This is a genomic window from Desulfosalsimonas sp. (assembly GCF_055149105.1).
Genome location: NZ_JBSRLA010000004.1, coordinates 11,559 through 36,807 on the forward strand (window position 1 = coordinate 11,559; position 25,249 = coordinate 36,807).

General features: G+C 53.0%; 21 protein-coding genes. 5 read left to right on the plus strand and 16 right to left on the minus strand.

The window, feature by feature from the left end:
* Positions 1 to 164 precede the first annotated feature (164 nt).
* The gene (gene nifJ / locus ACTCIA_RS01555) at positions 165 to 3,728 is read left to right on the plus strand and encodes a pyruvate:ferredoxin (flavodoxin) oxidoreductase (RefSeq protein ID WP_463000049.1); all 3,564 of its coding nucleotides are present in this window, start codon (positions 165 to 167) and stop codon (positions 3,726 to 3,728) included.
* A 124-nt stretch (positions 3,729 to 3,852) separates the two neighbouring features.
* Positions 3,853 to 4,482, plus strand: coding sequence for a YkgJ family cysteine cluster protein (locus tag ACTCIA_RS01560; RefSeq protein WP_463000050.1), 630 nt, complete (start codon positions 3,853 to 3,855; stop codon positions 4,480 to 4,482).
* Positions 4,483 to 4,489: 7 nt separating this feature from the next.
* On the opposite strand, the gene ACTCIA_RS01565 is transcribed toward ACTCIA_RS01560, so the two are convergent.
* The 11 genes from ACTCIA_RS01565 to ACTCIA_RS01615 form a co-directional block, all read right to left on the minus strand.
* Positions 4,490 to 5,329, minus strand: a complete 840-nt coding sequence (locus ACTCIA_RS01565) for a nitrilase-related carbon-nitrogen hydrolase (RefSeq protein ID WP_463000051.1) — start codon at positions 5,327 to 5,329, stop codon at positions 4,490 to 4,492.
* A 12-nt stretch (positions 5,330 to 5,341) separates the two neighbouring features.
* Positions 5,342 to 5,803: a siroheme decarboxylase subunit alpha gene (ahbA, locus tag ACTCIA_RS01570; protein ID WP_463000052.1), complete on the minus strand. Its 462-nt coding sequence runs from the start codon at positions 5,801 to 5,803 to the stop codon at positions 5,342 to 5,344.
* A gap of 125 nt (positions 5,804 to 5,928) precedes the next feature.
* Positions 5,929 to 6,246 carry a TusE/DsrC/DsvC family sulfur relay protein gene (locus tag ACTCIA_RS01575; RefSeq protein ID WP_181551072.1) on the minus strand — a complete coding sequence of 106 codons (318 nt, stop codon included), beginning with the start codon at positions 6,244 to 6,246 and terminating at the stop codon, positions 5,929 to 5,931.
* Between the two features lie 146 nt (positions 6,247 to 6,392).
* Positions 6,393 to 7,238 (minus strand): FAD/NAD(P)-binding protein, encoded by an 846-nt coding sequence (locus tag ACTCIA_RS01580; protein WP_463000053.1) that lies wholly within the window; start codon positions 7,236 to 7,238, stop codon positions 6,393 to 6,395.
* A 15-nt stretch (positions 7,239 to 7,253) separates the two neighbouring features.
* Positions 7,254 to 8,333 carry a 4Fe-4S dicluster domain-containing protein gene (locus tag ACTCIA_RS01585; RefSeq protein ID WP_463000054.1) on the minus strand — a complete coding sequence of 360 codons (1,080 nt, stop codon included), beginning with the start codon at positions 8,331 to 8,333 and terminating at the stop codon, positions 7,254 to 7,256.
* A gap of 42 nt (positions 8,334 to 8,375) precedes the next feature.
* Positions 8,376 to 9,335 carry a 4Fe-4S ferredoxin gene (locus ACTCIA_RS01590; protein ID WP_463000055.1) on the minus strand — a complete coding sequence of 320 codons (960 nt, stop codon included), beginning with the start codon at positions 9,333 to 9,335 and terminating at the stop codon, positions 8,376 to 8,378.
* Positions 9,336 to 9,337: 2 nt separating this feature from the next.
* Positions 9,338 to 9,772 carry a hydrogenase iron-sulfur subunit gene (locus tag ACTCIA_RS01595; RefSeq protein WP_220128331.1) on the minus strand — a complete coding sequence of 145 codons (435 nt, stop codon included), beginning with the start codon at positions 9,770 to 9,772 and terminating at the stop codon, positions 9,338 to 9,340.
* A gap of 67 nt (positions 9,773 to 9,839) precedes the next feature.
* Entirely contained in the window at positions 9,840 to 13,094 is a 3,255-nt protein-coding gene (locus ACTCIA_RS01600) for an FAD-dependent oxidoreductase (RefSeq protein ID WP_463000056.1), read from the minus strand.
* Positions 13,095 to 13,118: 24 nt separating this feature from the next.
* Positions 13,119 to 14,972 carry an NADH-ubiquinone oxidoreductase-F iron-sulfur binding region domain-containing protein gene (locus ACTCIA_RS01605; protein WP_463000057.1) on the minus strand — a complete coding sequence of 618 codons (1,854 nt, stop codon included), beginning with the start codon at positions 14,970 to 14,972 and terminating at the stop codon, positions 13,119 to 13,121.
* Between the two features lie 30 nt (positions 14,973 to 15,002).
* Positions 15,003 to 15,485 (minus strand): NADH-quinone oxidoreductase subunit NuoE family protein, encoded by a 483-nt coding sequence (locus ACTCIA_RS01610; RefSeq protein WP_463000058.1) that lies wholly within the window; start codon positions 15,483 to 15,485, stop codon positions 15,003 to 15,005.
* 50 nt (positions 15,486 to 15,535) lie between these two features.
* Positions 15,536 to 15,922 carry an FAD-dependent oxidoreductase gene (locus tag ACTCIA_RS01615; protein ID WP_463000059.1) on the minus strand — a complete coding sequence of 129 codons (387 nt, stop codon included), beginning with the start codon at positions 15,920 to 15,922 and terminating at the stop codon, positions 15,536 to 15,538.
* A gap of 436 nt (positions 15,923 to 16,358) precedes the next feature.
* Between ACTCIA_RS01615 and ACTCIA_RS01620 the strand changes: the two genes are divergently transcribed.
* The 3 genes from ACTCIA_RS01620 (at position 16,359) to ACTCIA_RS01630 (ending at position 21,250) form a co-directional block, all read left to right on the plus strand.
* Positions 16,359 to 17,792, plus strand: a complete 1,434-nt coding sequence (locus tag ACTCIA_RS01620; RefSeq protein WP_463000060.1) for a two-component system sensor histidine kinase NtrB — start codon at positions 16,359 to 16,361, stop codon at positions 17,790 to 17,792.
* Complete coding sequence (locus ACTCIA_RS01625) at positions 17,789 to 19,207, plus strand: sigma-54-dependent transcriptional regulator (RefSeq protein WP_463000061.1); 1,419 nt, start codon at positions 17,789 to 17,791, stop codon at positions 19,205 to 19,207. The genes ACTCIA_RS01620 and ACTCIA_RS01625 overlap by 4 nt, the downstream gene beginning before the upstream one ends.
* Positions 19,208 to 19,588: 381 nt before the next feature.
* A complete protein-coding gene (locus ACTCIA_RS01630) occupies positions 19,589 to 21,250 on the plus strand; it encodes a sigma-54-dependent transcriptional regulator (protein WP_463000062.1) in 1,662 nt (553 codons plus the stop codon).
* A gap of 67 nt (positions 21,251 to 21,317) precedes the next feature.
* On the opposite strand, the gene miaA is transcribed toward ACTCIA_RS01630, so the two are convergent.
* The 5 genes from miaA to htpX form a co-directional block, all read right to left on the minus strand.
* Complete coding sequence (miaA, locus tag ACTCIA_RS01635; RefSeq protein WP_463000063.1) at positions 21,318 to 22,286, minus strand: tRNA (adenosine(37)-N6)-dimethylallyltransferase MiaA; 969 nt, start codon at positions 22,284 to 22,286, stop codon at positions 21,318 to 21,320.
* Positions 22,283 to 22,960: a response regulator gene (locus ACTCIA_RS01640; protein ID WP_463000064.1), complete on the minus strand. Its 678-nt coding sequence runs from the start codon at positions 22,958 to 22,960 to the stop codon at positions 22,283 to 22,285. Before ACTCIA_RS01640 ends, miaA begins: the two co-directional genes overlap by 4 nt.
* Positions 22,961 to 23,037: 77 nt before the next feature.
* Entirely contained in the window at positions 23,038 to 23,688 is a 651-nt protein-coding gene (locus tag ACTCIA_RS01645; RefSeq protein ID WP_463000065.1) for a LuxR C-terminal-related transcriptional regulator, read from the minus strand.
* 115 nt (positions 23,689 to 23,803) lie between these two features.
* The gene (locus ACTCIA_RS01650; protein WP_463000066.1) at positions 23,804 to 24,271 is read right to left on the minus strand and encodes a PaaI family thioesterase; all 468 of its coding nucleotides are present in this window, start codon (positions 24,269 to 24,271) and stop codon (positions 23,804 to 23,806) included.
* Complete coding sequence (gene htpX, locus ACTCIA_RS01655; protein ID WP_463000067.1) at positions 24,268 to 25,197, minus strand: zinc metalloprotease HtpX; 930 nt, start codon at positions 25,195 to 25,197, stop codon at positions 24,268 to 24,270. The genes ACTCIA_RS01650 and htpX overlap by 4 nt, the downstream gene beginning before the upstream one ends.
* Between the last annotated feature and the right edge of the window lie 52 nt (positions 25,198 to 25,249).

The following is a 25,249-nucleotide window of genomic DNA, read 5'->3' on the forward strand; positions in this document are numbered from 1 at the left end:
TTTTCCAGTTTTTTCTTTACACCCCTGGCAATTTGGGCTAATTTTTATTATTTTGAGACGAACTTCGAACTATTTTAAAGGATCGTTGCTGTTTTTGCAGGTTTTCAGCAACGGTTTGAACCAGCCTTTCAATTTATTCAACTTATCCAAGGAGCAAGTAAATCATGGCGAAAATGCAAACCATCGACGGAAACACGGCCGCCGTGCATGTGGCCTATGCCTTAAGCGAGGTGGCGGCGATCTATCCGATCACGCCCTCGACATCAATGGGGGAAACCGCTGATGAATGGGCGGCTGCAGGCAGGAAAAATATTTTCGGCCAGCGCCTGCACGTCCGTGAAATGCAGTCTGAAGCCGGTGCGGCCGGTGCGGTCCACGGTGCCCTGGCAGCCGGATCGCTGACCACGACGTTTACCGCATCCCAGGGGCTGCTTTTGATGATCCCCAATATGTACAAGATTTCCGGGGAACTGCTGCCGGGCGTGTTTCATGTTACAGCCCGGGCTGTGGCCGGCCATGCCCTGTCGATCTTTGGCGATCACAGCGACGTGATGGCCGTGCGTCAGGCCGGGTTTGCCATGCTGGCTTCCGGATCTGTTCAGGAAGTCATGGACATGGCTTTGATATCTCATCTGGCCGCCATTGAGGCCAGCGTACCGGTTCTGCATTTTTTTGACGGGTTCCGCACTTCCAGCGAGATCCAGAAAATCGAGGTCATGGATTACGAGGAAATGGCGGATCTGGTCAACTACGAGGCCATACGCGAATTCCGCGCCCGCTCCATGAACCCGGAACACCCCCACATCCGGGGAACCGCCCAGAATCCGGACATTTTCTTCCAGAACCGGGAGGCCTGCAATCCCTATTACCTGGCCATTCCCACCATTGTCATGGACACCATGGAAAAGGTCAGCCAGGCAACCGGCCGGAGTTATCACCTGTTTGACTATGTGGGCCATCCCGAGGCTGAACGGATTGTGGTGGCCATGGGATCGGGCACCGAGACCCTGGAGGAGGTCACCAATCATTTAAACAATCAGGGAGAACGGGTCGGGCTGCTCAAAGTGCGCCTGTACCGCCCCTTTTCCATCGAGCATTTTCTGGCCGCGCTTCCCGGGTCCGTGGAGCAGATCACGGTGCTCGACCGCACCAAGGAGCCCGGCGCCATCGGCGATCCCCTTTATCTGGACGTGTGCACGGCATTTATGGAATACGGTGAATCCCCGGAAATTCATGCCGGCAGATACGGGCTCGGCTCCAAGGAGTTTACTCCGGGCATGGCCAAGGCGGTGTTTGACAACATGAAGGCCCTGGCGCCCAAGCATCATTTCACCGTGGGCATCAAAGACGATGTGACCTACAGCTCTCTTGCGGTGGAGGAACAGTTTGACACCGCACCCGAGGGCACAATCCAGTGCAAGTTCTGGGGGTTTGGCTCAGACGGCACTGTGGGTGCAAACAAGAGCGCCATCAAGATTATCGGCGATCACACCGACAAGTTTGCCCAGGGCTATTTTGCCTATGACGCCAAGAAATCCGGCGGTGTGACAGTATCCCATCTGCGGTTTGCGCCTCAGCCCATCCAGTCCACCTACCAGGTGCATTCCGCAGATTTTGTGGCCTGTCACAAAGCCAACTACGTGCAGATCTACGACGTGCTCGAAGGCATCAAGCCCGGCGGAACCTTTCTGCTCAACTCCCCCTGGTCAAAGGAGGAAATGGAAGAGCAGCTGCCGGCTTCAATGAAGCGCACCATTGCCGAAAAGAAGCTGAAGTTCTACAACATTGACGCCATTGGCATTGCCGAAAAAGTCGGACTCGGCGGCCGGATCAACATGATTATGCAGACGGCCTTTTTCAAGGTGTCCAGTGTATTGCCTTTTGAGGAGGCCGTGGATTTTCTCAAAAAAGACATCCACAAGACCTACGGCAAAAAGGGCGAAAAGGTCGTGCAGATGAACATTGATGCTGTTGACCAGTCCGTGGCCAATCTGGAGCAGATCGATTATCCCGATTCCTGGAAGGATGCCGGACTGCCTTCGGTTGAGGCCAGCAATGAGCCGGATTTTATCAGAAATGTCATGCGCCCCATGACCATTCAGCAGGGCGACAAACTGCCGGTTTCAGTATTTGAACCCGACGGAATCTTTCCGGTGGGCACAACCAAATACGAAAAACGCGGCGTTGCCATCAATGTGCCGGAATGGATTGCCGAAAACTGCATCCAGTGCAACCAGTGTGCCTTTGTCTGTCCCCATGCCGCCATTCGTCCCGGACTTTTCACCGACGAGGAACTCAAGGACGCCCCTGAGGGATTTGAGACCATTGACGCGGTGGGCAAGGAGGTCAAGGGCTACAAGTTCCGGATCCAGGTTTATCCCCTGGATTGTCAGGGCTGCGGCAACTGCGCCGATATCTGCCCGGCCAAGACCAAGGCTCTCGTCATGAAGCCGATTCACACCCAGAGCACCAAGCAGGTGCCCCTTGAGCAGTATTTTGAGACGCTTCCCGTCCGCGATGATCTCACCAAGCGCAACACCGTCAAGGGCAGCCAGTTCAGCCAGCCCCTGCTGGAGTTCTCGGGCGCATGCGCCGGCTGCGGGGAAACCCCGTATGTGAAGGTGCTGACCCAGATGTTTGGCGAGCGCATGATCATTGCCAATGCCACAGGCTGCAGTTCCATCTGGGGGGCATCGGCTCCTTCGGTGCCTTACTGCACCAACAAGGATGGGTTTGGTCCCACCTGGGGCAACTCCCTGTTTGAGGATGCAGCGGAATTCGGTTATGGCATGGGCCTGGCCGTCAACCAGCGGCGCAAATGGCTGGGCGACATGATCAGCGATGCCCTTGAAGCCGGCATTTCCGAGGAACTCAAGGAAGCCATGCGCGGCTGGCTGGAAAACATGAACAGCGCGGAAGGCTCCCGCAAGTACGGCGATCAAATGAAACAATTGCTTGCCGGCATGGACAGAAGCCCCATGCTGCAATCCATTTATGACTTTGCCGACGTGTTTACCAAAAAATCCATCTGGGCCTTTGGCGGCGACGGCTGGGCCTATGATATCGGCTATGGCGGTCTGGATCATGTGATGGCTTCAGGCGAGAATATCAATATCCTGGTCATGGACACAGAGGTTTATTCCAACACCGGGGGCCAGTCCTCCAAGGGCACGCCCACGGGTGCGGTGGCCAAGTTTGCCGCATCCGGCAAGAAGCTGAGCAAAAAGGACCTGGGCCGCATGGCCATGACCTATGGCTATGTTTATGTTGCTTCGGTGGCCATGGGCGCCAATAAGCAGCAGCTGATGCGTGCCTTTAGGGAAGCCGACGAGTACGACGGTCCTTCGGTGATCATCTGTTATGCACCCTGTATTAACCAGGGCATCCGCGTGGGAATGGGCAAGAGCCAGGAGGAAATGAAGCGGGCTGTGGAAAGCGGTTACTGGCCCTTGTACCGCTTTAATCCGGAGCTGGAAAAAGAGGGCAAAAATCCCTTTGTTCTTGAATCCAAGGCCCCGGATGGCACGCTGCAGGAATTTCTTGGCGGTGAGACCCGGTTTGCTTCCCTGGAAAAAACTTTTCCGGAGGAATCCAAGAAGCTTCGCCAGCAGATTGAACAAGAGGCCAACCGCAAATATGAAATGCTCAGGCTGATTGCGGATCCAAAATCCATCTGTGATGATGCCGAAGGCAGCAAAGAACAAAAGGACGAAGGCAAAAACCAATAAGGCCCTGTATCCTTTAAACATTTCCTAGGAGCACGAAGCATTGCACCGTTTTTTGCAAGACGGTGTAATCTTCGTGCTCTTTGTGCTTTTTTCATCCCGTTTTAAGGCAAAATTTGAATAGGCTATGAATACTTCGCAAACCCAATGCATGCGCTGCGGTACCTGCTGTGAAAAGGGCGGGCCCGCACTTCATGGAGCAGATCTGGAACTGGTGCTGCAAAAGCAGATTGCCCCGGAAAACCTGTTTACCCTCCGCCGGGGGGAATTGGTGCATGACAATATAAACGGCGGCCTGATGGTAACTGACCAGGAAATCATTAAGGTTAAGTCCGTAAACAGGTCGGCGGTGTGCATCTATTATGATCCCGAACAAAAGGCCTGCACCATCTACGATTTTCGCCCCCTGGAATGCCGGGCAATGAACTGCCGGGACACCCAGGCCGCAGAGGCGGTTTATGACGTGGACAGAATCGACCGTACCGCTGTTTTTGGACAGGTTGACTGGATTATGGAGTTAATCCAGTCCCACGAGGAAAAATGCGGGTATGCATACCTGGATGAACTTTGCCGCAGGCGCCAAACCGGCGACAGCAAAAGGGCAGGGCAGGCGATTTTGGAAGCCGTGCGCTACGATGTTGAAATGCGAAACGTGGTTGAAGAAAAAACAGCAATGAGTGCTCAGATGATGGACCTGATTTTCGGCCGCTGCCTGGAGACCACCATTCCTGCCCAGTTCGGCATCAAGCTTCGGTGATCCGGACTTATTCCGTGCTTCCGGCGCTCTGTTTTTCCTGATAAATTTCCGGGCGGCGGTTGGGCAGAAAGTATTTCATGGGATGGTCGCGCACGGCCCGCAGTTGTTGCGCAGACAGGTCGGCCATCAGCATGTATTCATTCGCATCCGCATATGACTTTAGAACTTTTCCCTCCGGCCCGATAAGAACGCACACGGGCGGAAAACTGAGCCCGAATCCGTTGTCTCCGGCTGCATTGACAGCCGCCACATAGACCCCGTTGTCAAAAGCCCGTGCCGGCAGATGGCGCATCCAGGAAGCCAGTTTTTCCCCGGAAGACTTGCCGGGGGAGGCATGGGCGATGATCAGCAGATCTGCGCCGTTGAGCGCCATGTGCGTGGAAAGTTCCGGAAAATGGGCATCATAGCAAAGCTGAACCCCAATGCGCAGGCCGCAGGCTTTAAACAATGGCGGGATTTTGGATGCCGGGGAAAAAAATTCTTTTTCCGGCGGCCCCAGGTGAAGTTTGCGATAAACGCGGCAGCATCCTGAATCCGGCTGTGCCAGCAGGTGTGCGGCATATATCCGGTTGCCGGATCTTTCGGCCATGCCCGCAAGAATCGAAATATTGTGTCTTTCCGCCAGATTTGCCAGGCGGGCTGAACAGGGGCCGTCTATGGATTCGGCCACCGTGTCAATGGGCGGTCGCACATGGTAGCCGGTGATGCTCAGCTCCGGAAAACATACCAGGTGGGCTCCCTGGTTTCCCGCGGCACGAATCCATTGTTCCATACGGCAGAGATTTCCGGCTGTATCGCCGATTACTGACCTGCAGGAGACAAGGGCTATTCGGACATCACGGTCCATGGCATCTTGAAATTACTTGATGTTGAAATGGGCGCGGATTTTATACACCCGGGTGGCCGGCAGGTTAAGGATTTCGGTAATGCCGGTTTTTTCAGAAATTTCCGCAAGATTTTCTTCAATATCTTCCCGCGAAGGCGCGATAAAGGTAAACCAGACATTAAATGCATTATCGCGCAGATAGTTGTGGGTGACCCCGGGGTAACTGTTGACAATGGACGTGAAGTGATCCAGATCCTTTTCCGGCACCCGACATGCGCACAAGGTGCTGACATATCCGAGCTTTTCCGGGGAAAAATTGCCGCCGATACGCCGGATTACATCATTTTGCCGAAGCCGCTGAACCCGGTTGAGGACTTGCTCTTCGCTGAGGCCGAGTTCTTCGGCAATCCGGGCAAAGGGGCGGGCATCAATGGGAAAATCCGATTGAATACGGTTTAGCAGGGTCTTGTCAACAGAGTCCAATGAGGTGTCCATGGCTTAATGAGAATCAGCTGAATGAAAACAAAAGCCCTGCACCGTACGGAGCAGGGCTTTTGAGAAAAAAATGTACCACAAAACATGGAAATGCGTTGTCTTGTGCAGTCCGGGTACGTCTGCGCTTATACGCAACCGGTGGGTTTCGGCAGGCCTGCCATCTTACATGCGCCCTTGCCCGGGCCGGACGGAAACAGCTCGTAGATATGCTTGAGCTTGAAACCGGTCAGCTTGGACAGCACGCGCACCATGGGGGCGATACCGTTTTTCTTGTAATAGTCCTGCAGCACGTTGATGACCTTCCAGTGCTCCTCGTTTAACTCGTCAATGCCTTCCTGCTGCTTGACGTATTTGACCCAAGTCTCGTTCCAGCTTTCGAAGCTGTCAATGAACCCGTCTTCATCTACGTTAAAGCTGTGACCTTCAAATTCAACTGTCGGCATGTAATATCCCTCCTTTAATTGTTTGTATTCTAAAGATTTCTAGCCGGTTCTTCTCTTCATAATATTAGAAAATCAAAAATATATGCGATATTGATCAGGTTGTCAATATGAAAATATAAACACGCTTTTGCCGGGCTCAGGCCGGATTAATATTCCTTGGGCGTCTGGTTTAACTGCCGCAGGGTAAATACCGGGCCGTCCTTGCATACAAACTCCTTGCCGATGTTGCAGCGCCCGCACATGCCAATACCGCATTTCATTCGGTTTTCAAGAGACATGATGATCCGGTCGTCTGTATATCCCAGTTTGTCGAGAACCGGCTGGGTGAATTTGATCATTACAGGCGGCCCGCAGACTATGGCATAGGTATCCTCGGTTCCCGCAGGGGCCTCCTGTTCGGTGATTGTGGGCACAAACCCCGTGTGGTGCTTCCATTCCGGGTCATCTGTGCCGTCTACGGTAATGTGCATGTTCAGGTCATCCCTGGCGGCCCATTGCTCGAGTTCTTCCTTGTAAAGCAGCATTCCAGGGGAGCGGGCGCCGTAAATCACATGGATGTCCTTGAATTTTTTTCGGTTTTCCGGATCCAGCATGTAAATGATGGATGAGCGAAGGGTGGTAAAGGCAAATCCTCCGCCGATGATCACCACGTTTTTGCCCTCCAGCAGGTCCCAGGGATACCAGTTGCCCAGCGGCCCGCGGATGCCCATGATATCGCCTTCCTTCATGGAATGGAGGTGGGATGTGACCTTGCCGGTTTTAAAAACCGTGAATTTCACAAATCCTTTTTCAACCGGAGAGGAGGCAATGCCGATGGGAATTTCGCCAAGGCCGGGAATGCTGAGCTCGGCAAACTGGCCGGCCCGGTAGGCGAATTTTTCCTCGTCCTCGGGATTGAGAAAGACGAACTTAAAGGTTTTTAAACTTTTATCCTCGGTTTCGGTCTTGATTTCATCAATGCGAACCGGGTATGGAATATATGGATTGACCACTTCTACCCCCCTTTGCTAAGACGCCGTTACTTCGCAGGTGCAGGATTCGGGATCATAGCTGTTTAACATGTTGCAGATCCTGCGGATATCGATATTGACCGGGCACAGCTGAACACAGCGGCCGCAGCCGGTGCACTGGATCCCGTTTTCGTATTTGTCCACATAATATTTCAGCTTGTGCATAAATCGCTGGCGAAGCCGGTCCACCTTGGTGCCCCGCGGATTGTGACCGGATGCGTGCATAGTAAAAAGCGGATACATGCACGAGTCCCAGTTACGGATGCGATAGCCCTTTTTTCCGGAAACCTCGTCCTGGACATCAAAGCACCAGCAGGTGGGACAGACAAAGGTGCAGGTGCCGCAGTTGATGCAGGAAAAGGCCTCTTTTTCCCAGATGGCATCTGCGGCCTCGTAGAGATCCAGCAGGGACTGAGAAGCCAGTTTGTCGGTATTCACGCTTGACTGGATGGCTGATTCAGCTTCCTGTTTCTTTTGATCAATCTGCTGATCCGCCTCTTCGCCGGTCTCCTGGCTCCATCCGGCAGCTTCAGCCAGTTTTTCGCCCTTGTCCGTCAGTAGCCGGGCCAGGTAGTGGTCTCCGTTGTCCGCCAAAAGGATATCAAGGTTGCTGTCGCTGTAGGGACCTGAGCCGGCGCTGCTGCAAAAGCAGGTGGGGCATGGCTGGTCACAGGCAAGCCCGACAAAGGTGGTGGACTCATAGGCCCGCAGCCAATAGGGGTCCTTGTATTCTTCCGTGTCAAAATTGCGTCGGACCAGGGAAAAAGAATCCGCGTCACAGGGCCGGATGCCGAGGATGGCTTTTGCCTTATACTCTTTTTCCGGTTCCTTATAAATTTTGTAATCCTCGTCGTTTTCGTTTAAGGAACACTCGAGGATAAGTTCGGACTGTGGATAAATAACGTATTTCGGAGAAACCCGTGTGTTGATATAATCCATATCAGGCTGTTGGCCGGATTCCAGGGACTGGAATGCGTGATAGAACTTTTCCTTGACCGGCCCGATCAGCTCGTAGGCGCTGCGGAGTTTTTCCAGTCCGCTTGCCCATTCGTTTTTGTCAATCTTGATGACTTTCATGATAATCGCCCTTGTCAACGTTTATGATTGGTTGCCCGGCACTTACTTGATGAAATCTTCGGGATCCTCGGGTTTGTAGGTATCCAGGGGCGGCCGCTGCTCAGTATTGAGCCCGGCTTCCCATCCATAGAGTTCCAGACAGTCTTTTTCCAGTTTTTTGGTAAAATCCCGGACATTGATACCCACCGGACAGGAGCGCACGCATGCGCCGCAATCCGTGCAACGGCCTGCGCAGTGATAAGCGCGCAGAAGGTGGAATGTGCGAATGTCGGTGGGATCCACGCTTTTGCCCACCCACTGGGGGTTGGACTCATCCACAAAGCACTGGGGGCAGTAACACAGGGGGCATGCATTGCGGCATGCGTAGCAGCGAATGCAGTCTGAAAGCAGGTCATCAAAATAAGTCCATTTATCGTCCGGGCTCATGGCCTCGATTTCCCGCACCCGGGCATAGGGGTCGGCCTGTTCCCGGGTTTGCTCAGTGACTTCATCGGCCACCAGTTCATCGCAGAGCACCGGGTTTCTGTGCACGCAGATGGAGCAGTTTTCCTGGAGCACCTCTGCTTTGTCCACACTTTTTGAAAATCCCTGGCCGGAAATCGTAATGGTGCCCTTGTCTTCATCTTCTTCCACGGAAGCGATATTTCCTTCTGCCATGGCGGCCAGTTTGTGGCGATCCACCATGCCCTGGCAGGGAACCCCGATGATATAGAGCTGATCGCGCTGGATTTTGCCTTCAACGACATGGACAGCAATGTTTCGGGAATTGCAGCCGGTGGCCACAATGCCGATGCGCTCTTTGCGGTCTGTAATATAGTTGGCCAGGTTGAGTCCACAATTGCTGTCCCATACAAAGCTGTCGACTTCGCCTTCGCTGGTGGCAAAAAAGGGCTGATGCATCAGGGGGACAGTGCCCTTTCGATAGCCGATGACAATGTCGACCTTGTCTTCCTTGAGAAGGCGTTTTGCGATCTCTTTGATTTTATCTGTATACGATTTCATTGCTATGCAACCTTCGGTTTGGTTTTAACAAATTTCTTTTCCTTGTTTTCCAGGGATTTGACCGATTCTGTGACCTTGGTGGCCACATCCACGAACTTGGTGGATTCGGCTGAGGAAATCCAGGAAAAATGCAGCCGTTCGGGCTCAACACCCATGTGTTCCAGCAGATTTTTCATGAGGGCGAATTTTCTTCGTGCGTAGTAATTACCTTCCAGGTAATGGCATTCACCCGGATGTCACCCGGATACCCAGACCGCATCAGCGCCCTGGCGCAGGGCGGCCAGAATGAATTTCGGACTCATGCGGCCGGTGCAGGGGATGCGGATTACGCGTATATTGCTCGGATATTCCATCCGGCTGACGCCCGCCAGATCGGCTGCGCCATAGCTGCACCAGTTGCATAGAAAACTTAAGATTTTCGGTTCCTTGTCAGCCATATGCATTGATCTCCTGATTGCGCACCAGCGGCCCGCCGGCCGCCGGAGGGGTTGATATCAACTATATTTATATTGCTTCGTCCATTTCAAAGATCTGGTACATGATCTGATCGGTGTCAAATCCCTTGAGATGAATGGCCCCTGAGCGGCATGATGCCACGCAGAGCCCGCAGCCCTTGCAAAGCGCCGGATTGATTTGCGCCTTGCCGGCAAACCGGCCCTCTTCGGCAAAAGACGGGGCTGAATAGGGACAGACAGCTACGCAAACGCCGCATGCCGCACAATTGACAGGATCCACTTCGGCAATGGTACCGCTGCTGTAAATGTATTGCCGGGACAGCAGTGTGATGGCCCTGGCCACGGCTGCCTTTGCCTGGGCGATGGATTCGTCGATCGGCTTGGGATAATGGGCCATACCGCAGAGAAACACGCCGTCTGTGGCAAATTCCGCCGGGCCCAGCTTGGCGTGGCGCTCAATGAAAAATCCGTCTTCATTCATGGGCACCTTAAAAAAGTTGGCCAGTTCTTCATCCTTGCACGGGATAATGGCCGTTGCCAGGGTCAGCAGGTCCACGTTGAGCTCAACCGGCCGGTTTAAGATGTGGTCAGTGACGGTAATGGCAATGCTGTCATCTTTGACCTCGACAGACGGCTTGTCCTCCAGGGAAAAGCGGATGAAAATCACACCCTGCTGGCGCGCCTGCTTGTAGAGGTATTCCTTTTCTCCGTAGGTGCGGATATCCCGGTACAGGATATAGACGTTCATTTCCGGGTTTCGCTTTTTGAGCTCAATGGCGTTTTCAATGGAATGGGTGCAGCAGACCCGGGAGCAGTACATGCGGCCCGGCTCCCTTGATCCAACGCATTGGATAAAAGCAGCGCTGTTGATTTTTTCAAGGCCCGGATCCTCTTTTTGAAACTTTCTGTCCAGTTCCAGGCTGGTAAGAATCCTTGGATCCTGACCATAGGCGTATTCTGTGGGCTCATAGGGAGAAGCGCCCGTGGCAAGAACAGCGGCCCCGTGTTCGAGTTCCACTTCCTGGTCGTTTTCAAGCATGATGGTTTTGAAATTGCCCACAAAACCATCCACGTTCTGAATCCGGGTATTTAAGTGAAGTTTGATCTTGTCATGGCCCTTGACCTGGGAAATGAGGTTTTCCAGGTTTTCGGCAACCGATTCCCCCTTGGCCGTGTGATAGAGGTTTACCGCCTGGCCTCCGAGATGGTCGGTCTGTTCCACCAGATGGGTTTCAATTCCCTGATCAGCCAGGCTTTTGGCGGCTGCCATGCCGGAAATGCCGCCGCCCACAACCATTGCGGCCGGATTGACCGATAGCTCGGATTCCTTTAACGGCTCCATCCGGGCCACCTTGGCCACGGCCATGCGCACCAGGTCCCGGGCCTTTTCCGTGGCAAGGGCCGGGTTGTTTTTGTGCACCCAGGAATCCTGGTTGCGGATATTGGTCATTTCAAAAAGGTATTTATTGAGCCCGGCATCGGTCAGTGTTTCCTGGAACAGAGGCTCGTGTGTTTTAGGGGTGCAGGCGGCCACCACAATTCGGTTTAGCCCTTTTTCCTCGATAATCGCGGCCATGTTTTCCTGGGTGTCCTGGGAGCAGGAAAACAGGTTGTCATCCACATATTCCACAAAGGGCAGGGTACTGGCGTATTCCACAACCGCCGGGACATCCACAACCCCGGCGATATTGATGCCGCACCGGCAGACAAACACGCCGATTCTGGGCCGTTCCCCGCCCACGTTGCGCTCCGGAACAATTTCTTTTTCTTTGGTCCGCGTATTGCGGGAATCGGACAGGATTTCAGCGGCTGCAGAGGCTGCGGCGCTGGAATCAATGACCGACTGGGGAATGTCCTTGGGTCCCTGGAAGGCGCCGCAGGCAAATATGCCCTCCCTGGAGGTGGCCACCGGGGTGAAGGTATTGGTTTCACAGAAATTGCCGGGAGAAAGTTCGATTCCCAGGTTCCTGGACATTTCCACGAGTTCGGGTGGAATCTGCAGGCCAATGGAAAGCACCACCAGGTCAAATTTGTCAGTCAGGATTTCGCCGTTATCCGAGACATATCGCAGTTCGAGTTCGTCTGAACCGGCAACCGGGTTGATGGTATGCACCCGGCTTCGCACGAAGTTGACCCCGCTGTTGTTTCTGGCGCTTTCATAGAACTTTTCAAAGTCCTTGCCCGGGGTGCGCATGTCCATGTAGAAAATCGAGCAGTCCAGGGCGTCGCCGGCATGTTCCTTGGCGATCACCGCCTCTTTGATGGCATACATGCAGCAAACCGAGGAACAATAGGCATTGTTGCACCGGTTCATGTCCCTGGAGCCGACGCACTGAAGCCAGGCGATTTTTTTGGGTTCCTGGTGGTCGGACAGGCGGATCAGGTGGCCGCCTGTGGGCCCGGATGCCGACAGCATCCGCTCCATTTCCATGGAGGTGATCACGTTGGGGTGATCGTAATTGTAAAAATCCAGGGAGGATGGATCAAACGGCTCAAACCCGGGCGCCAGAATAACAGAGCCTACTTCGAGTTCAACGGTTTCGTCCTCCATGGAATGGTCAATGGCGTTGACCGGACAGATATCCGAGCAGATCTGGCAGCCGCCGGTTTTAAAGTGCATGCACACATCCCGGTCAATGACCGGGGTATTGGGCACAGCCTGGGGATAGGGCACGTAGATGGGTTTGCGACCCCTGAGTCCCACATCATATTCGGATTTGATGATTTGCGGCTTGTTTGCGGTGATCAGCTCATTGATTTTATCCAGGGTGATATGGCCGGTGGGGCACATAAACGCGCAGGCGCCGCATGCCCGGCAGATATCGGTTTGCACGTGAAACGGGGTGTCAACCTTTAAATCCAGGCCTCTGTCAGTAAGGGCAATGGCGTTGTTACCCATTTTTTCGCAAATCCGGGTACACAGCCCGCAAAGAATGCAGGTTTCGTGCTCCTGCTCGAATCTGGGCTTTTCAATGCCGTATTTTTCGGCCAGGTCGCGGATCACCGGCACGTCTGCGCACCTTGCCATGAGCATTTCAACAATGAGCTTGCGCCCTTCATGCACGGTCTCCGTGTCTGTCTGGACCTCCATGCCCTCCCAGATGGGATAGTTGCAGGCTGTAACAAATTTGGTCCTGCGGCCGTCAAAGAGTTCCACAGTACAAAGCCGGCACATGCCTGCGGGCTCAAGAGCTTTGTGGGCGCAGAGCGTGGGGATGTAGACCCCGTGGTTCTCGGCTACCTGGATAATATATTGGCCTTCCTCGCCTTGAACCGTCTGCCCGTTCAGCTTGAAAGTAATCATATCTGGTTAAATCCTTGTCATAAGTTATCGAATGGCAACGGCGTCAAATTTGCAAATGTCGTAGCAAATGCCGCACTTAATGCATTTTTCCTGGTCGATTTCGTGGGGTTCTTTCTTTTCCCCGGAAATGGCCTCCTGCGGACACTTTTTGGCGCACAAGGTGCATCCGTTACAGGCTTCTTCATCGATTTCATAGTGAAACAAGGGCTTGCAGACCCCGGCCGGGCATTTTTTGTCATGAATATGGGCTTCATATTCATCCCGGAAATATAAAATCGTTGTCAGGACAGGGTTGGGGGCGGATGTGCCCAGGCCGCAGAGGGAAAATTTCTGCATCATGGTCCCGAGTTCCTCAAGCAGCTCGATATCGCCCTGTTTTCCGTTTCCTTGGCAAATGCGGGTCAATACCGCCATCATCTGCTTGAGTCCCTCCCGGCAGGGATTGCACTGGCCGCAGGATTCGTCAATGAGAAATTCGATGAAGTAGCGGGCCACGTCCACCATACAGGTGTCCTGATCCATGACGATCATGCCGCCGGAACCCATAATGGAGCCAAGCTTTGTCAGTTCATCAAAATCCACCGGGGTGTCGAGGAACTGTTCCGGAATGCAGCCGCCGGACGGGCCGCCGGTCTGCACGGCCTTGAATTGTTTCTTTTTGGGAATGCCGCCGCCGATGTCAAAAATGATTTCGCGCAGGGTCGTGCCCATGGGTACTTCCACAAGTCCGGTATTGACCACCTTGCCCACAAGGGAGAAAATCTTGGTCCCCTTGCTGTAGTCAGTCCCCATGGAGGCATACCACTGGGCGCCTTTGTCTATGATTAAGGGCACATTGGCCCAGGTTTCCACGTTGTTTAAGTTTGAGGGACTGTCGCGGAAACCCTTCTCGGACGTGTGAATATATTTGGCCCGGGGACGTCCGGGCTTGCCTTCCAGAGATGCCATCAGAGCAGTGGATTCGCCGCATACAAAAGCGCCCCCGCCCTTGCTGATGTGGAGGTCAAAATCAAAGCCGGATCCCAGGATGTCTTCGCCAAGCAGCCCGCATTGCTTTGCATGGTCAATGGCTTTGGCAAGGTTGGCCACGGCCAGGGGATACTCGTGGCGGACATATACGTAGCCTTCATGTGAACCCATGGCAAAGGCGCCGATGAGCATTCCCTCGATGATCAGGTGCGGATTGCCCTCAAGCAGCCCGCGGTCCATGTATGCCCCGGGATCGCCTTCATCTGCATTGCAGATCATGTATTTGGGCCCTTTATGCCTGCTGCAGGAGTCCCACTTGATGGCCGCCGGAAAACCGCCGCCGCCGCGTCCCCGCAGGTTGGCGCTTTTGATTTCTGCGATGATCTCCTTTGGCTTCATTTCAAACAGGGCTTTTGCCAGGCTCTGGTAGCCGCCCACAGCCAGGTAGCTGTCAATGCTGTTGGGATCAATCAGGCGGTTCTTGCCAAAAATTGAGCGGGTCTGCAGCTTGTAAAACGGGACGTCTTCTTCCCTGACAACCCGTTTTTTGGTTGCCGGGTCCTTGAAAAGCAGTTTTTCAGCCGGCTCATTGTTGACCAGGGTTTTTTCAACGATGTCCGGGATATTTTCCAGCTCCACCTTGGGATAGAAAATACCGCCCGGATCAATGACCATGATGGGTCCCTGCTCGCAGTATCCGTGGCACCCGGTCAGCCGGATTTCGTATTTATCGGCAATCCCGTGCTTTTCCATTTCTTCCGTGAGGGTGTCACGGATTTTATCACTGTTGTGGATGATGCATCCGGGCCCGGAGCACAGGGAGATCAGGCCCTTGTCAGGGCTCTGGGCTTTTGCCTGGAGCTCTTGAATATAGGATTCCAGTGCCTCTTTATTTTCAAATTTAACCATGGCTGAGTTCAACCTCCGTGACCAATGCCGTTAAGAGGCATTTTTCTTATAGTCATCAATTATGTTTAACGCACTTGATCGATCCAGGCCGCCGTGCATGTTCTTGTTTACCGTAAAAACCGGTCCGGCGGCACAGCAGCCCAGGCAGCGAACGGTTTCCAGGGTGAACAGGCCGTCCTGGGTTGTCTGTCCGGTATCGATTTGGAGATTGTCCTGCACGGCATCAATGATTTTTTCCGCTCCCCGGACGTGGCAGGCCGTCCCGGTACAGACATTGACGATATATTTACCCCGGGGTTCAAGACTGATGGTCTTATAAAAGGTGGCCACACTGTAGATCAGGCTTTTTGGCACATTGAGCTTTTGGGCCAGTACCGGTATGGTTTCCGGGGGAACAAAGTTATACAGTTCGTTTATGTCTTGCAAAATCATGAGCAGCGATTCTTTGTCGCTGCTGTATTCATCAATGATGTCGTCTATTTTTTCCCAATCGATGTCGTTGTTGTATGCCATGGCAGGGAAATCCTTTTTTGCCGTTTAATGGTAGAGCGGTTGCAGAAACTTTAATTTGCAGCAATGGTCTGGGAAACCGGGCAGTTTTCAACACACGCGCCGCATCCGGTGCACAGATCCATGTTAATGCTCCGGGCCCGCTTTTTGACCTTGACTTTGAAATTTCCGGGTTTGCCTTCAACGGCTTCCAGATCCGCATATGTGATTAGCTCGATATTCAGGTGCCGGCCGACCTCGACCAGTTTGGGCGAGATAATTCACATTGCACAGTCGTTTGTGGGAAAGGTCTTATCGAGTTGGGACATAACCCCTCCGATGGAGGGGCTTTTTTCCAGAAGGTAGACGTAATATCCCGAATCAGCCAGGTCCAGGGCGGTCTGCATTCCCGAGATGCCGCCGCCGACCACCAGTACGGATCCGATTGTTTCTTGTGTCATAATCTTCTCCAGCAAACATAAGGTTTGGATAAGAATCGAAAACAGAAAAATTTTCCGGTATCTTTTAACGATCTCCGAAATAAAATTGCAAATCAAGTCCTTCTGATATCTGTAATTTGAAATCTTGTCAATGAAATTTTGTGCAATGATTCCTGTCAATAACAGCTTTTCAGCCTTGCAGAAAGCCTGTTTCGGCATTTTTTCAAACCCCGGGATTTTGCACATATGCTGATTTCGGTTTTGTTGTTTTTTCAGAAAAACTCAATCAGCAGGGCCTTTTCTCTGTATCACGGAGCCTGTCCGCCGGATCGGCCTGCGGGTACTTGACCTGCTTTGCGTGTTGTTTGAAATTTCAATAAAACCTGTTATGTATAGAGCATCAGCAATGGATTGTCCGTGCTTTTGCTTTCACCTCTATTTCCCAGGGAGATGTAACATGAACGTAGCCATCGTGGGAGGCGGCACTCGTGGTTTATATCTGCTGAATTTTCTGAAAGAAAATTCTTTTCAAATGATTGATCTCAATGTCGTGGCCGTGGCGGATATCAACGAAAATGCCCCGGGGCTGATCCGTGCCGCTGAACGGGGCCTGTATGTCACAGCCGATTACGACACCCTTTTTAAGCGCAACGATATTGACCTGATCATTGAACTCACCGGTGACCTTGAGATTTATAATGATATTCTGCGCAAGAAGAAAAAGCATGTGCACGCCCTGGCCCATACCACGGCGCTGCTGTTCTGGGAAATCGATGACGCCTGCAAAAAGGTCAATGGAGCGGACTTGCTGACCGGCCACAAACAGAATGTCTATGAAGTCCTGATGAACCAGTTCATTCAGGAAGAGGCCATGGTCATTGACAAGGATTACCGGGTCGTGGACATGAATGAGGCCATGATGAAAAAGCTGGGCAGAACCAGCCAGGACGTAATCGGCCGGTTCTGCTATCAGGTGGGCCATCACCTGGATCAGCCCTGCACCGGCAAAAATCATCCCTGTCCCCTGGCAGAGGTGTATAAGAAAAATGAACCCTGCATGACCACCCATGTTCACCTGGATCAGGACAACAACGAAATCTATTATGCCATTTCCTGTTATCCCTTAAACAATGATGAGGAAATCATCGGTGTTATTGAAATCCTGCGTGACATCACCCCGGAGATCAAGGTTCAGAAGGCCCAGATGCAGCAGGAGAAGCTGATGTCCATCGGCCGGCTGTCTGCCGGTATTGCCCATGAAATCAACAATCCGCTGACCACCATCATGACTTCCGCCATGATGCTCCAGGAAGACCTGGATTCGGAGAATGAAATGCATGAAGAACTCCGGATCATTTCCAGCGAAGCCCAGCGGTGCCGGAAAATCGTGCAAAGCCTGCTGGATTTTGCCCGCCAGACCAAGCCCATGCAGAAGCTCCAGGATATCAATGCCATTATCCGGGAAAGCACCTACCTGACCAAAAAACAGGCGGAATTCAATGATATCACTATTGAATCGGATCTGCCCGATGATCTGCCCCGGGTTTATGTGGACAAGGAACAGATCCAGCAACTGCTGATCAACCTGACCCTCAATGCGGTGGAAGCCACCGGGGCCGGGGGACGCATTATGCTTTCCACGGCTTATGACCCGGCAGCAGATACAATTGCCATCCATGTGACAGATACCGGCAAGGGTATTGAAAAACAGGACTTGGAAAAAATATTTGATCCGTTTTTCACCACCCGTGAAATTGGTACCGGCCTGGGGCTTTCCATCGCCCACAGCATTGTGGAGCAGCACGGCGGCAACATCGAGGTTTCCAGCAGACCCGGCAGCGGCACCCGCTTTACCGTTACCCTGCCGGTGAAAGGGGTTTCCGAAGAATGAGCGAGCAAAAAGCGCCCCGGATACTCATTGTTGACGATGAGGTGCACATCTGCCGAAACTGCCAAAAAATTCTGTCAAAGCAGGCATATGAGACCGAGTACGTGCTCGACGGGCGCAGTGCCCTGGAAAAGCTGGCTGAGAAAAGCTATGATGTGGTGATCACGGATGTGAAAATGGGCCGCATCGGGGGCCTGGAGGTGTTAAAGTGGCTTCGGGAGAACCATTCGGAAACCATGGTCATTGTGATCACCGGTTATGCCAGCGTTTCTTCTGCAGTGGAACTGATGAAAACCGGTGCTTTTGACTACCTGCCCAAGCCCTTTACCCCGGATGAACTGCGGCAGGTGGTGGCAGACGCCCTGGAACAGCAAAAGATCGTCCGGCAGAACCGCCGGCTGATGCAGGAACCCTATCCGCACATGCCCAGGCTGTCCCACCAGCTCATCGGCAGCAGCCCCCAGATCCGCAAGGTCATCAGCATGATTCAGAAGGTGGCCGATACCGATGCCACGGTTTTGCTGTCAGGCGAAAGCGGCACTGGAAAGGAGCTTGTGGCACGGGCGATCCATGCCAACAGCGGCCGGCATGACAAGGTTTTTTTCGGGGTGGACTGCGGCACCCTGAGCGGGAGTCTCCTGGAAAGCGAACTTTTCGGATACCGAAAAGGCGCTTTTACTGACGCGCAAAAAGACAAATCCGGCATCTTTGAGCTGGCTGACGGCGGCACTGTGTTTCTTGATGAAATCAGCAACACCACACCCGATATTCAGGGCAAGCTGCTTCGGTTTTTGGATACCCGGGAGTTTCTGCCCCTGGGCGATACCGCCCGGCGCCAAGTGGATGTGCGGCTGATTTTTGCCACCAACCGGGAGTTAAACCAGATGGTGGCGGAAAAATCGTTTCGTGAGGATTTTTATTACCGGATTTTTGTTTACCCCATTTACCTGCCCCCATTGCGGGAGCGCAAAAGCGATATTCTGCCCATTGCCTATCATTTTCTGGCTCAGCTCAACAATCAGCGGGGAAAATCCATTTCCGGATTTGACCCGGAAGCCGCCAGCCGCCTTTTAAACTACCACTGGCCCGGAAATGTCCGGCAGTTGCGAAATGTCATTGAACGTGCGGTGATTTTGTGTGAAACCGATACCATCACCATTCAGGACTTGCCCCATCTCAGTGATATCGATGACATTGAGCGCCTCATGGAATGTGTGCCCGAGACCAATGCGGAACTGATCCGGATCAAAAAGGAAATCCGCCGGAAGGCCGTGGCCAAGGTGGAGAAAAATTTTCTTCTCAATGCCCTGGAGCAAAACGACTGGAACATTTCCGGGGCAGCCCGCCAGACCGGAATGCAGCGGCCCAATTTTCAGAACCTCATGAAGAAATACGGCATCAGGCCTTCTTCCGGATAACTTTTCTCCGGATGTACGGGTTGCTGCTGCCCATTATACACCTGCCTATTTTTTTTATACATCTTGTTTTACCCGCCTTTGCCTGAGCAGCCGGTTGCCTTTGGCACGTTGCTATGGCCCGGCAATAACGCATTTCACCTGTATCGGGCCTTTTTGTTTCCCCTGTTCAGGCCGGGTTTTACGTGTATGCACAACAGCTTCAGTTTTTACTGAAAAATAATTTTGGTTTTAAATTTTTACTTTATAATTCAGTATATTATAATTTGTATGGGTTTTTGGCACGCAACCTGCATTTTTGGAATCAAAAGCTTGAAAACAAATAACACAATAACATTGATTCTTTTATAAACCGCCGGCAAACCGGCGCAAAAGGAGGCTGCCATGACCGAAAAACAAAAAGTCCTTGTGGTGGACGATGAAAAACACATTTGCGACAATGTGAAAAAAATCCTGGCCAAAAACAATTATGAAGTGGAACTGGCCCAGAGTGGTCAGGAGGCCCTGGAGAAGCTGTCCAAAGAACCGTTTGCCCTGATGCTTTCTGACATGGTCATGCCCGGGATGAACGGCCTGGAGCTGTTAAAGCAGGTCAAAACCGAATGGCCCCTGACCAAGGCCCTGATCATGACCGCCTATGGCTCCACGGACACGGCTGTCAAGGCAATCCAGCTCGGGGCCCTGGACTACATCACCAAACCGTTTACCCCGGATGAGCTGCGGGAAACAATCAATCTGGCGGCTTCTGAAAGGCTTGCCGAAGCGCCGACTCCCGAGGAGGTAAAGCAACAGATCAACGTGATCGACCTGGATATGCCTTTTGACCCAGACGAAGTGGCCAAGTATACCGGAGAGGATTACGTCAATACCCTGAGCCGTTCGGACAGGCCGGTGGTGGAAGTCAAAAAGCCGGAAAATTACTGCGAAATGGGACAGATGGTATGCGATATCTTCAAAAAGCTGGGCAAGACCTGCAAGGCCGGCCTGAAAACCCAGGAATGCCCCCAGAAAAAGGGAAAAAAGGCAAAATCCGCCAAAACCGGCAAGGCCCCGTCCGTGAAAAAGCTCGTGGGCATTGACATGCCGTTTAACTATGATGAGGTCGCGGCCCTGACCGGTCCGGAGTATGTCAGCAATTTGCACTCCGGTGAAATCGCCTTTATGCCCTATGAGCAGTTAAAGGCGCAGATGGCTGAAACCACCGGCCGCAAACAGGCCCGGACCGGATCGGAGCAGCCCTTTGACATGGATGAGGTTTCCAAATATACCGGTGAAGAATATACCAAGTCCCTGGGCAGTTCCGATATGCCGGTGGTGGAAGTCAAAAAATCGGAAAATTACTGCGAAATGGGGCAGATGGTATGCGATATCTTCAAAAAGCTGGGCAAGACCTGCAAGGCCGGCATGAAAACCCAGGAATGTCCTCAGAAAAAGGGGAAAAAGGGCAAGGCCGCAAAGAAGTCCGGGGGCCCGGCAACCAAAACCCTGATCGGCGTGGACATGCCCTTTGACTATGAGGAAGTCGCCGCCCTGACCGGAGCTGAATATGCCGCTAACGTGGACCGCAACGGGTATGCCGTGCCGCCTTATGAGGAGCTAAAGGCGCGGGTCCAGGCCATGATGGAAGAAAACAAGGTTCCATCCGATGCCGATGTGATTGCGTTTCCCGCTCAGGCACCGGGGGAAAATGTCCTGGTCATTGATGATGAGCCCTATATTTCCAAAAACGTCAAGAAAATACTGGCAAAAAAAGGCTATGCCGTAAAACAGGCTGTCACCCGGGATGAAGCCCTGGATCAGCTTGAGGCCGGCGCCTATGACCTGGTACTGCTTGACCTGAAAATTCCGGGGGTCAAGGGTCTGGAACTGCTTGAGGCGGTAAGGCAAAAGCAGCCAGGCGCAAAAGTGATCATTATCACAGGCTATGCCAGCATTGAAAGTGCAAAGGAAAGTGCGCGCCTGGGCATTTACGATTACCTGCACAAGCCCTTTACACCCGAGGAACTGCGCAAAACCGCAGAGGCCGCCATCAGCCTGGCTGCCTGATAAACGAATCAAACCATCCCCGGTATCCCGGGTTTATACCGGATACCGGGGTTTTTTGTTTCCGGTGTTATTCCGGCTCTCTCAAAAATTTTCGAACCCGCCTGCATGCCTCTTCCTCGCTGTCAGGCCCCATCCAGAACAAATCCGGGTCCTTTCTGAACCAAACCAGCTGGCGCTTGGCATAACGGCGCGTGTCTTTTTTCATCTGGTTTATGGCCTCGTTCCAGCCCAAACATCCCTGCAGATAGGCTGTCATGTGACGATATCCCAGTGACTGCATGGATTTGAGTTCAGGGCCATAGCCCGTTTCCTGAAGGCTCCGGACTTCCCGGAGCAGGCCGTCTGCCACCATCTGTTCCACCCGCTGGTTGATCTGCGCATAAAGTGTCTGCCGGTCCATGTGCAGACCGATTTTTAAAAAGCAGTACCGGGCATTGGCAAATCCGTGGTCATGCTGGTACTCAGAGATGGGCCGCCCGGTGAGGGCGTGGACTTCAAGGGCCCGGATGATTCGATAGGCGTCATTGGGATGGATCCGTCCGGCGGCTTTGGCGTCACAGGCCGCCAGTCGTTCATGGAGAATATGACTTCCTTTTTGGGCGGCTTCATTGCGCAGTTTTTCCCTGAGCCGGGGCGAAGACGGGGCTGCATCAAACAATCCGTAGAGCAGCGCCTTGATGTACAATCCGGTTCCGCCAATGATCAGGGGCAGCCGGCCCTGTTGCTCCAGGCTTGCAACCGCTTCCCGGGCTTGTCTGGCGTACCGGGCTGCATCATAGGGCTCGTCCGGGTCGGCCACATCAATCATGTAATGGGGGGCCGCAGCCTGCTGCGCTGCATCCGGTTTTGCCGTGCCAATGTCCATGTGCCGGTATATCTGCATGGAATCGGCGCTGACAATGCCGCCGTTAAAACGATTTGCCAGGGTCAGCGACAGCCGGGTTTTTCCAATGCCCGTGGGACCGCAGACCACAACAACCCGGGGTTTGGACATGGACGAACCATTCATGGCGCCGGGGTCGCCGTTTTTTTTCATAATCCGGAGCCGTAATCACTTTCCACATCCACCACACCGATCTTGATGGCATAGCGCACCAGCGTGGCCATATTTTTCATCTCGAGTTTTTCCATGAGATTGGTGCGGTGCTTGGCAACGGTTTTGGGGCTTACAGACAGCATCATTGCAATGTCATTGGTTGTGTAGCCTTCGGCCAGAAAGCGCAGAATCATGTGTTCGCGTTTTGTGAGAAGATCATATCTGCTCGCAAAGGGTTCAGTGGTTTCCCTTTTCAGATAATTGTCAATGATGTCTGCATTGATTTCCGTGCTCAGATAATATTTTTTCTCTGCGGCCGCGCGGATGGCCCCAAGCACTTCCTCATATGGACTGGTTTTCAGTAAATATCCCATAACCCCTGCATGGAGTGCTTCCCGCACATAGGAACGCTTCTGAAACATGGTCAGGATGACAATGCCGGTTTTTTCAGATATTTTTTTGAGTTCCCGGATACTGTTCATGCCGTCAATCCCCGGCATGGAAATATCCATGAGCAGCACGTCGGGTTTGGTCTCCCTGAGACGTTTGAAACAAAGGGTTCCCTCGCCGGCCTCGGCCGAGACCTTGATGTCGGATTCCTTTTCAAGCAGCACTTTTATGCCTTCCCGGACAATCTGCTGATGATCTGCAAGCATGAGTTTGATTTTGGCCATGTTTTCTCTCTTTCTGCTGTTTCCAACCCCCGGGCCGGTATTGCCGGGGGAAACGATGATTTGGTGTTTTTGACGGATCAAATGTCGAGAATACCGATTCGGGCCGCATACCGAACCAGTGTGGCCGTGTTTTTGAGCTGGAGTTTTTCCATGATGTTCATCCGGTGCTTGGCCACGGTCTTGGGGCTTATGGTGAGCATGTCTGCGATTTCATCTGTGGTTTTGCCCTCGGCAATGAGCTTGAATACCTGGCGTTCCCGCTTGGAAAGCTGGTCATATGGCTCTGCCTGCATATTTTTCTGCTTTTTTTTAACAAAAGTATGGATGATTTCAGCGCTGATTTCAGGGCTCAGGTAGTAGGACTGCTGCTGTACGGACCGGATGGCGGTCAGAACTTCCGAATAAGAAGCTGTTTTCAGGACATAGCCACGGGCGCCTGCCTGAAGCGCTTCACGTACAAGGCTCTTGCTGCTTTGGCCTGTCAGGATCAGGATCTGGCAGTCCACCCCGGCTGTCTGAATCATGCGCACGGTATCCGTGCCACCGGAGCGGGCGGTGGCGGTTTCAGCAACAACCACGTCGGGCCGGTGCTTTTTGATCAAATCCAGGCTTTCTGCGGTGTCTGCGGCTTCGGCCACTACTTCCATGTCCGGCTCTTTTGCCAGTAGCGCCTTGAGACCCTGGCGTACCACCAACTGATTGTCAATAAGCATCAGTTTCATTTTCATGGCATTTTCCCTCGTGGTTGATATTTCCAGGTGTTTGCCTGCGGGTTTTTCCGCAGCGGCTTCCAAACCTTTTTCCAATAGTTTGGTTTAAAACGGCAGCGGTTTGTAGTTTGGTTTAAAACGGCAGCGGTTTGCCGGTGCAATAGGCCAGGGCCTGGCAGGTGGCAATCAGCTGCTGGTTTTCATCGGTCACCCGGATATCGTAACCGGCGGTTTTCCGGGTCCGGCTGGTTTCACTGGCCCGGGCAAAAAGACGAATGGGTTCGGCCGGGCTCTGTACGTAGGTAACATTGACATTTAAGGCAACGGCAATTGTGCCTCCTGTCTGGCTGGCGGTTTCAAAGGCTTCGTCAATCAGGGAAAAAATAGCGCCCCCGTGTGCGCGGTTGTAAATATTGGCCATGGTTTCCGGTTCATAGCGCATTTCCACGCATGAACAACCCCTTTCCAGTTCCAGAAGCTTCATGTTCAGCACACGGACCAGCGGCTCACTGGCCACGGCCCTGTAAATGGCATCCCGGATTTCGGAATCAAGGGGGGGTGGGTCAGAATCTGTCTGGTTGTTTTTCAATGCATTGCTCATCCACTTAAACGGTCCCAGGATTGTTTTGCCCGAGCCTCGGCGTCTGTCGTCCGGGGCTGGGAATGGTTTGCTGGCGCCGGGTTTTGGCCCCGTAGCCGGGCAATGCGTTGTTCAATGGGGGGATGCGTGGAAAACAAATGCGTCAGCCCCTGTCGTCCGCCAAGCGGATTGGCGATAAACATGTGCGCTGTGGCGGGTTCTGCCTGCATGGGGATTTTTTTGCTGTATGCACCGAGTTTTTCCAGAGCCGAGGCAAGCCCGTCCGGGTCCCGGGTGATATCTGCGGACGTGGCGTCAGCCATATATTCCCGGGAACGGGATATGGCCATCTGCACCAGCATGGCGGCGACCGGAGCGATAATCGACATTGCAATCAGGCCGAAAAAGCCGCCGCCTTCCCCCTCGTCTCTGGAAAGTCCTCCGAAGATGGCGGCAAATCTTGCGAAATTGGCGATCATCATGATGGCTCCGGCCATGGTGGCGGCAATGGATCCGATGAGGATGTCGCGGTTTTTCACGTGCCCCAGCTCATGGGCAATCACGCCCGCGATTTCCCGGTTGTTCATGTAGCGCAGAAGTCCCTCGGTGACAGCGACCACGGCATGATCCGGATTTCTGCCAGTAGCAAAGGCGTTTGGCGACTGCTGAGGGATAATGTAGACCCGTGGCATGGGTAGCCCGGCCTTTTGGGCCAGCTGTTTGACAATGCCGTAAAGTTCGGGCGCGCTTTGGGAATCGGCTTCACTGGCCTTGTACATTTTTAATACGATTTTATCGGAATGCCAGTAGGAAAAAAAATTCATACCACCGGCAAATATCAGTGCGATGAACATGCCGCCGGTGCCCCCGAGCATTTGCCCGATGAGCATGATAATCACCGTTAAAACCGTCAGCAGCAATACGGTGCGGAAATGATTGCCGATCATGGGGTTGTTCTCCTTTTCATATATGAATTCTCCGGATTAACCAGAGATCTCT

Coding starts and splice junctions, on each gene's coding strand:
- nifJ (WP_463000049.1), top strand. CDS start 165: ATGGCGAAAATGCAAACCATCGACGGAAACACGGCCGCCGTGCATGTG.
- ACTCIA_RS01560 (WP_463000050.1), top strand. CDS start 3,853: ATGAATACTTCGCAAACCCAATGCATGCGCTGCGGTACCTGCTGTGAA.
- ACTCIA_RS01565 (WP_463000051.1), bottom strand. CDS start 5,329: ATGGACCGTGATGTCCGAATAGCCCTTGTCTCCTGCAGGTCAGTAATC.
- ahbA (WP_463000052.1), bottom strand. CDS start 5,803: ATGGACACCTCATTGGACTCTGTTGACAAGACCCTGCTAAACCGTATT.
- ACTCIA_RS01575 (WP_181551072.1), bottom strand. CDS start 6,246: ATGCCGACAGTTGAATTTGAAGGTCACAGCTTTAACGTAGATGAAGAC.
- ACTCIA_RS01585 (WP_463000054.1), bottom strand. CDS start 8,333: ATGAAAGTCATCAAGATTGACAAAAACGAATGGGCAAGCGGACTGGAA.
- ACTCIA_RS01590 (WP_463000055.1), bottom strand. CDS start 9,335: ATGAAATCGTATACAGATAAAATCAAAGAGATCGCAAAACGCCTTCTC.
- ACTCIA_RS01600 (WP_463000056.1), bottom strand. CDS start 13,094: ATGATTACTTTCAAGCTGAACGGGCAGACGGTTCAAGGCGAGGAAGGC.
- ACTCIA_RS01605 (WP_463000057.1), bottom strand. CDS start 14,972: ATGGTTAAATTTGAAAATAAAGAGGCACTGGAATCCTATATTCAAGAG.
- ACTCIA_RS01610 (WP_463000058.1), bottom strand. CDS start 15,485: ATGGCATACAACAACGACATCGATTGGGAAAAAATAGACGACATCATT.
- ACTCIA_RS01620 (WP_463000060.1), top strand. CDS start 16,359: ATGAACGTAGCCATCGTGGGAGGCGGCACTCGTGGTTTATATCTGCTG.
- ACTCIA_RS01625 (WP_463000061.1), top strand. CDS start 17,789: ATGAGCGAGCAAAAAGCGCCCCGGATACTCATTGTTGACGATGAGGTG.
- ACTCIA_RS01630 (WP_463000062.1), top strand. CDS start 19,589: ATGACCGAAAAACAAAAAGTCCTTGTGGTGGACGATGAAAAACACATT.
- miaA (WP_463000063.1), bottom strand. CDS start 22,286: ATGAAAAAAAACGGCGACCCCGGCGCCATGAATGGTTCGTCCATGTCC.
- ACTCIA_RS01640 (WP_463000064.1), bottom strand. CDS start 22,960: ATGGCCAAAATCAAACTCATGCTTGCAGATCATCAGCAGATTGTCCGG.
- ACTCIA_RS01645 (WP_463000065.1), bottom strand. CDS start 23,688: ATGAAAATGAAACTGATGCTTATTGACAATCAGTTGGTGGTACGCCAG.
- ACTCIA_RS01650 (WP_463000066.1), bottom strand. CDS start 24,271: ATGAGCAATGCATTGAAAAACAACCAGACAGATTCTGACCCACCCCCC.
- htpX (WP_463000067.1), bottom strand. CDS start 25,197: ATGATCGGCAATCATTTCCGCACCGTATTGCTGCTGACGGTTTTAACG.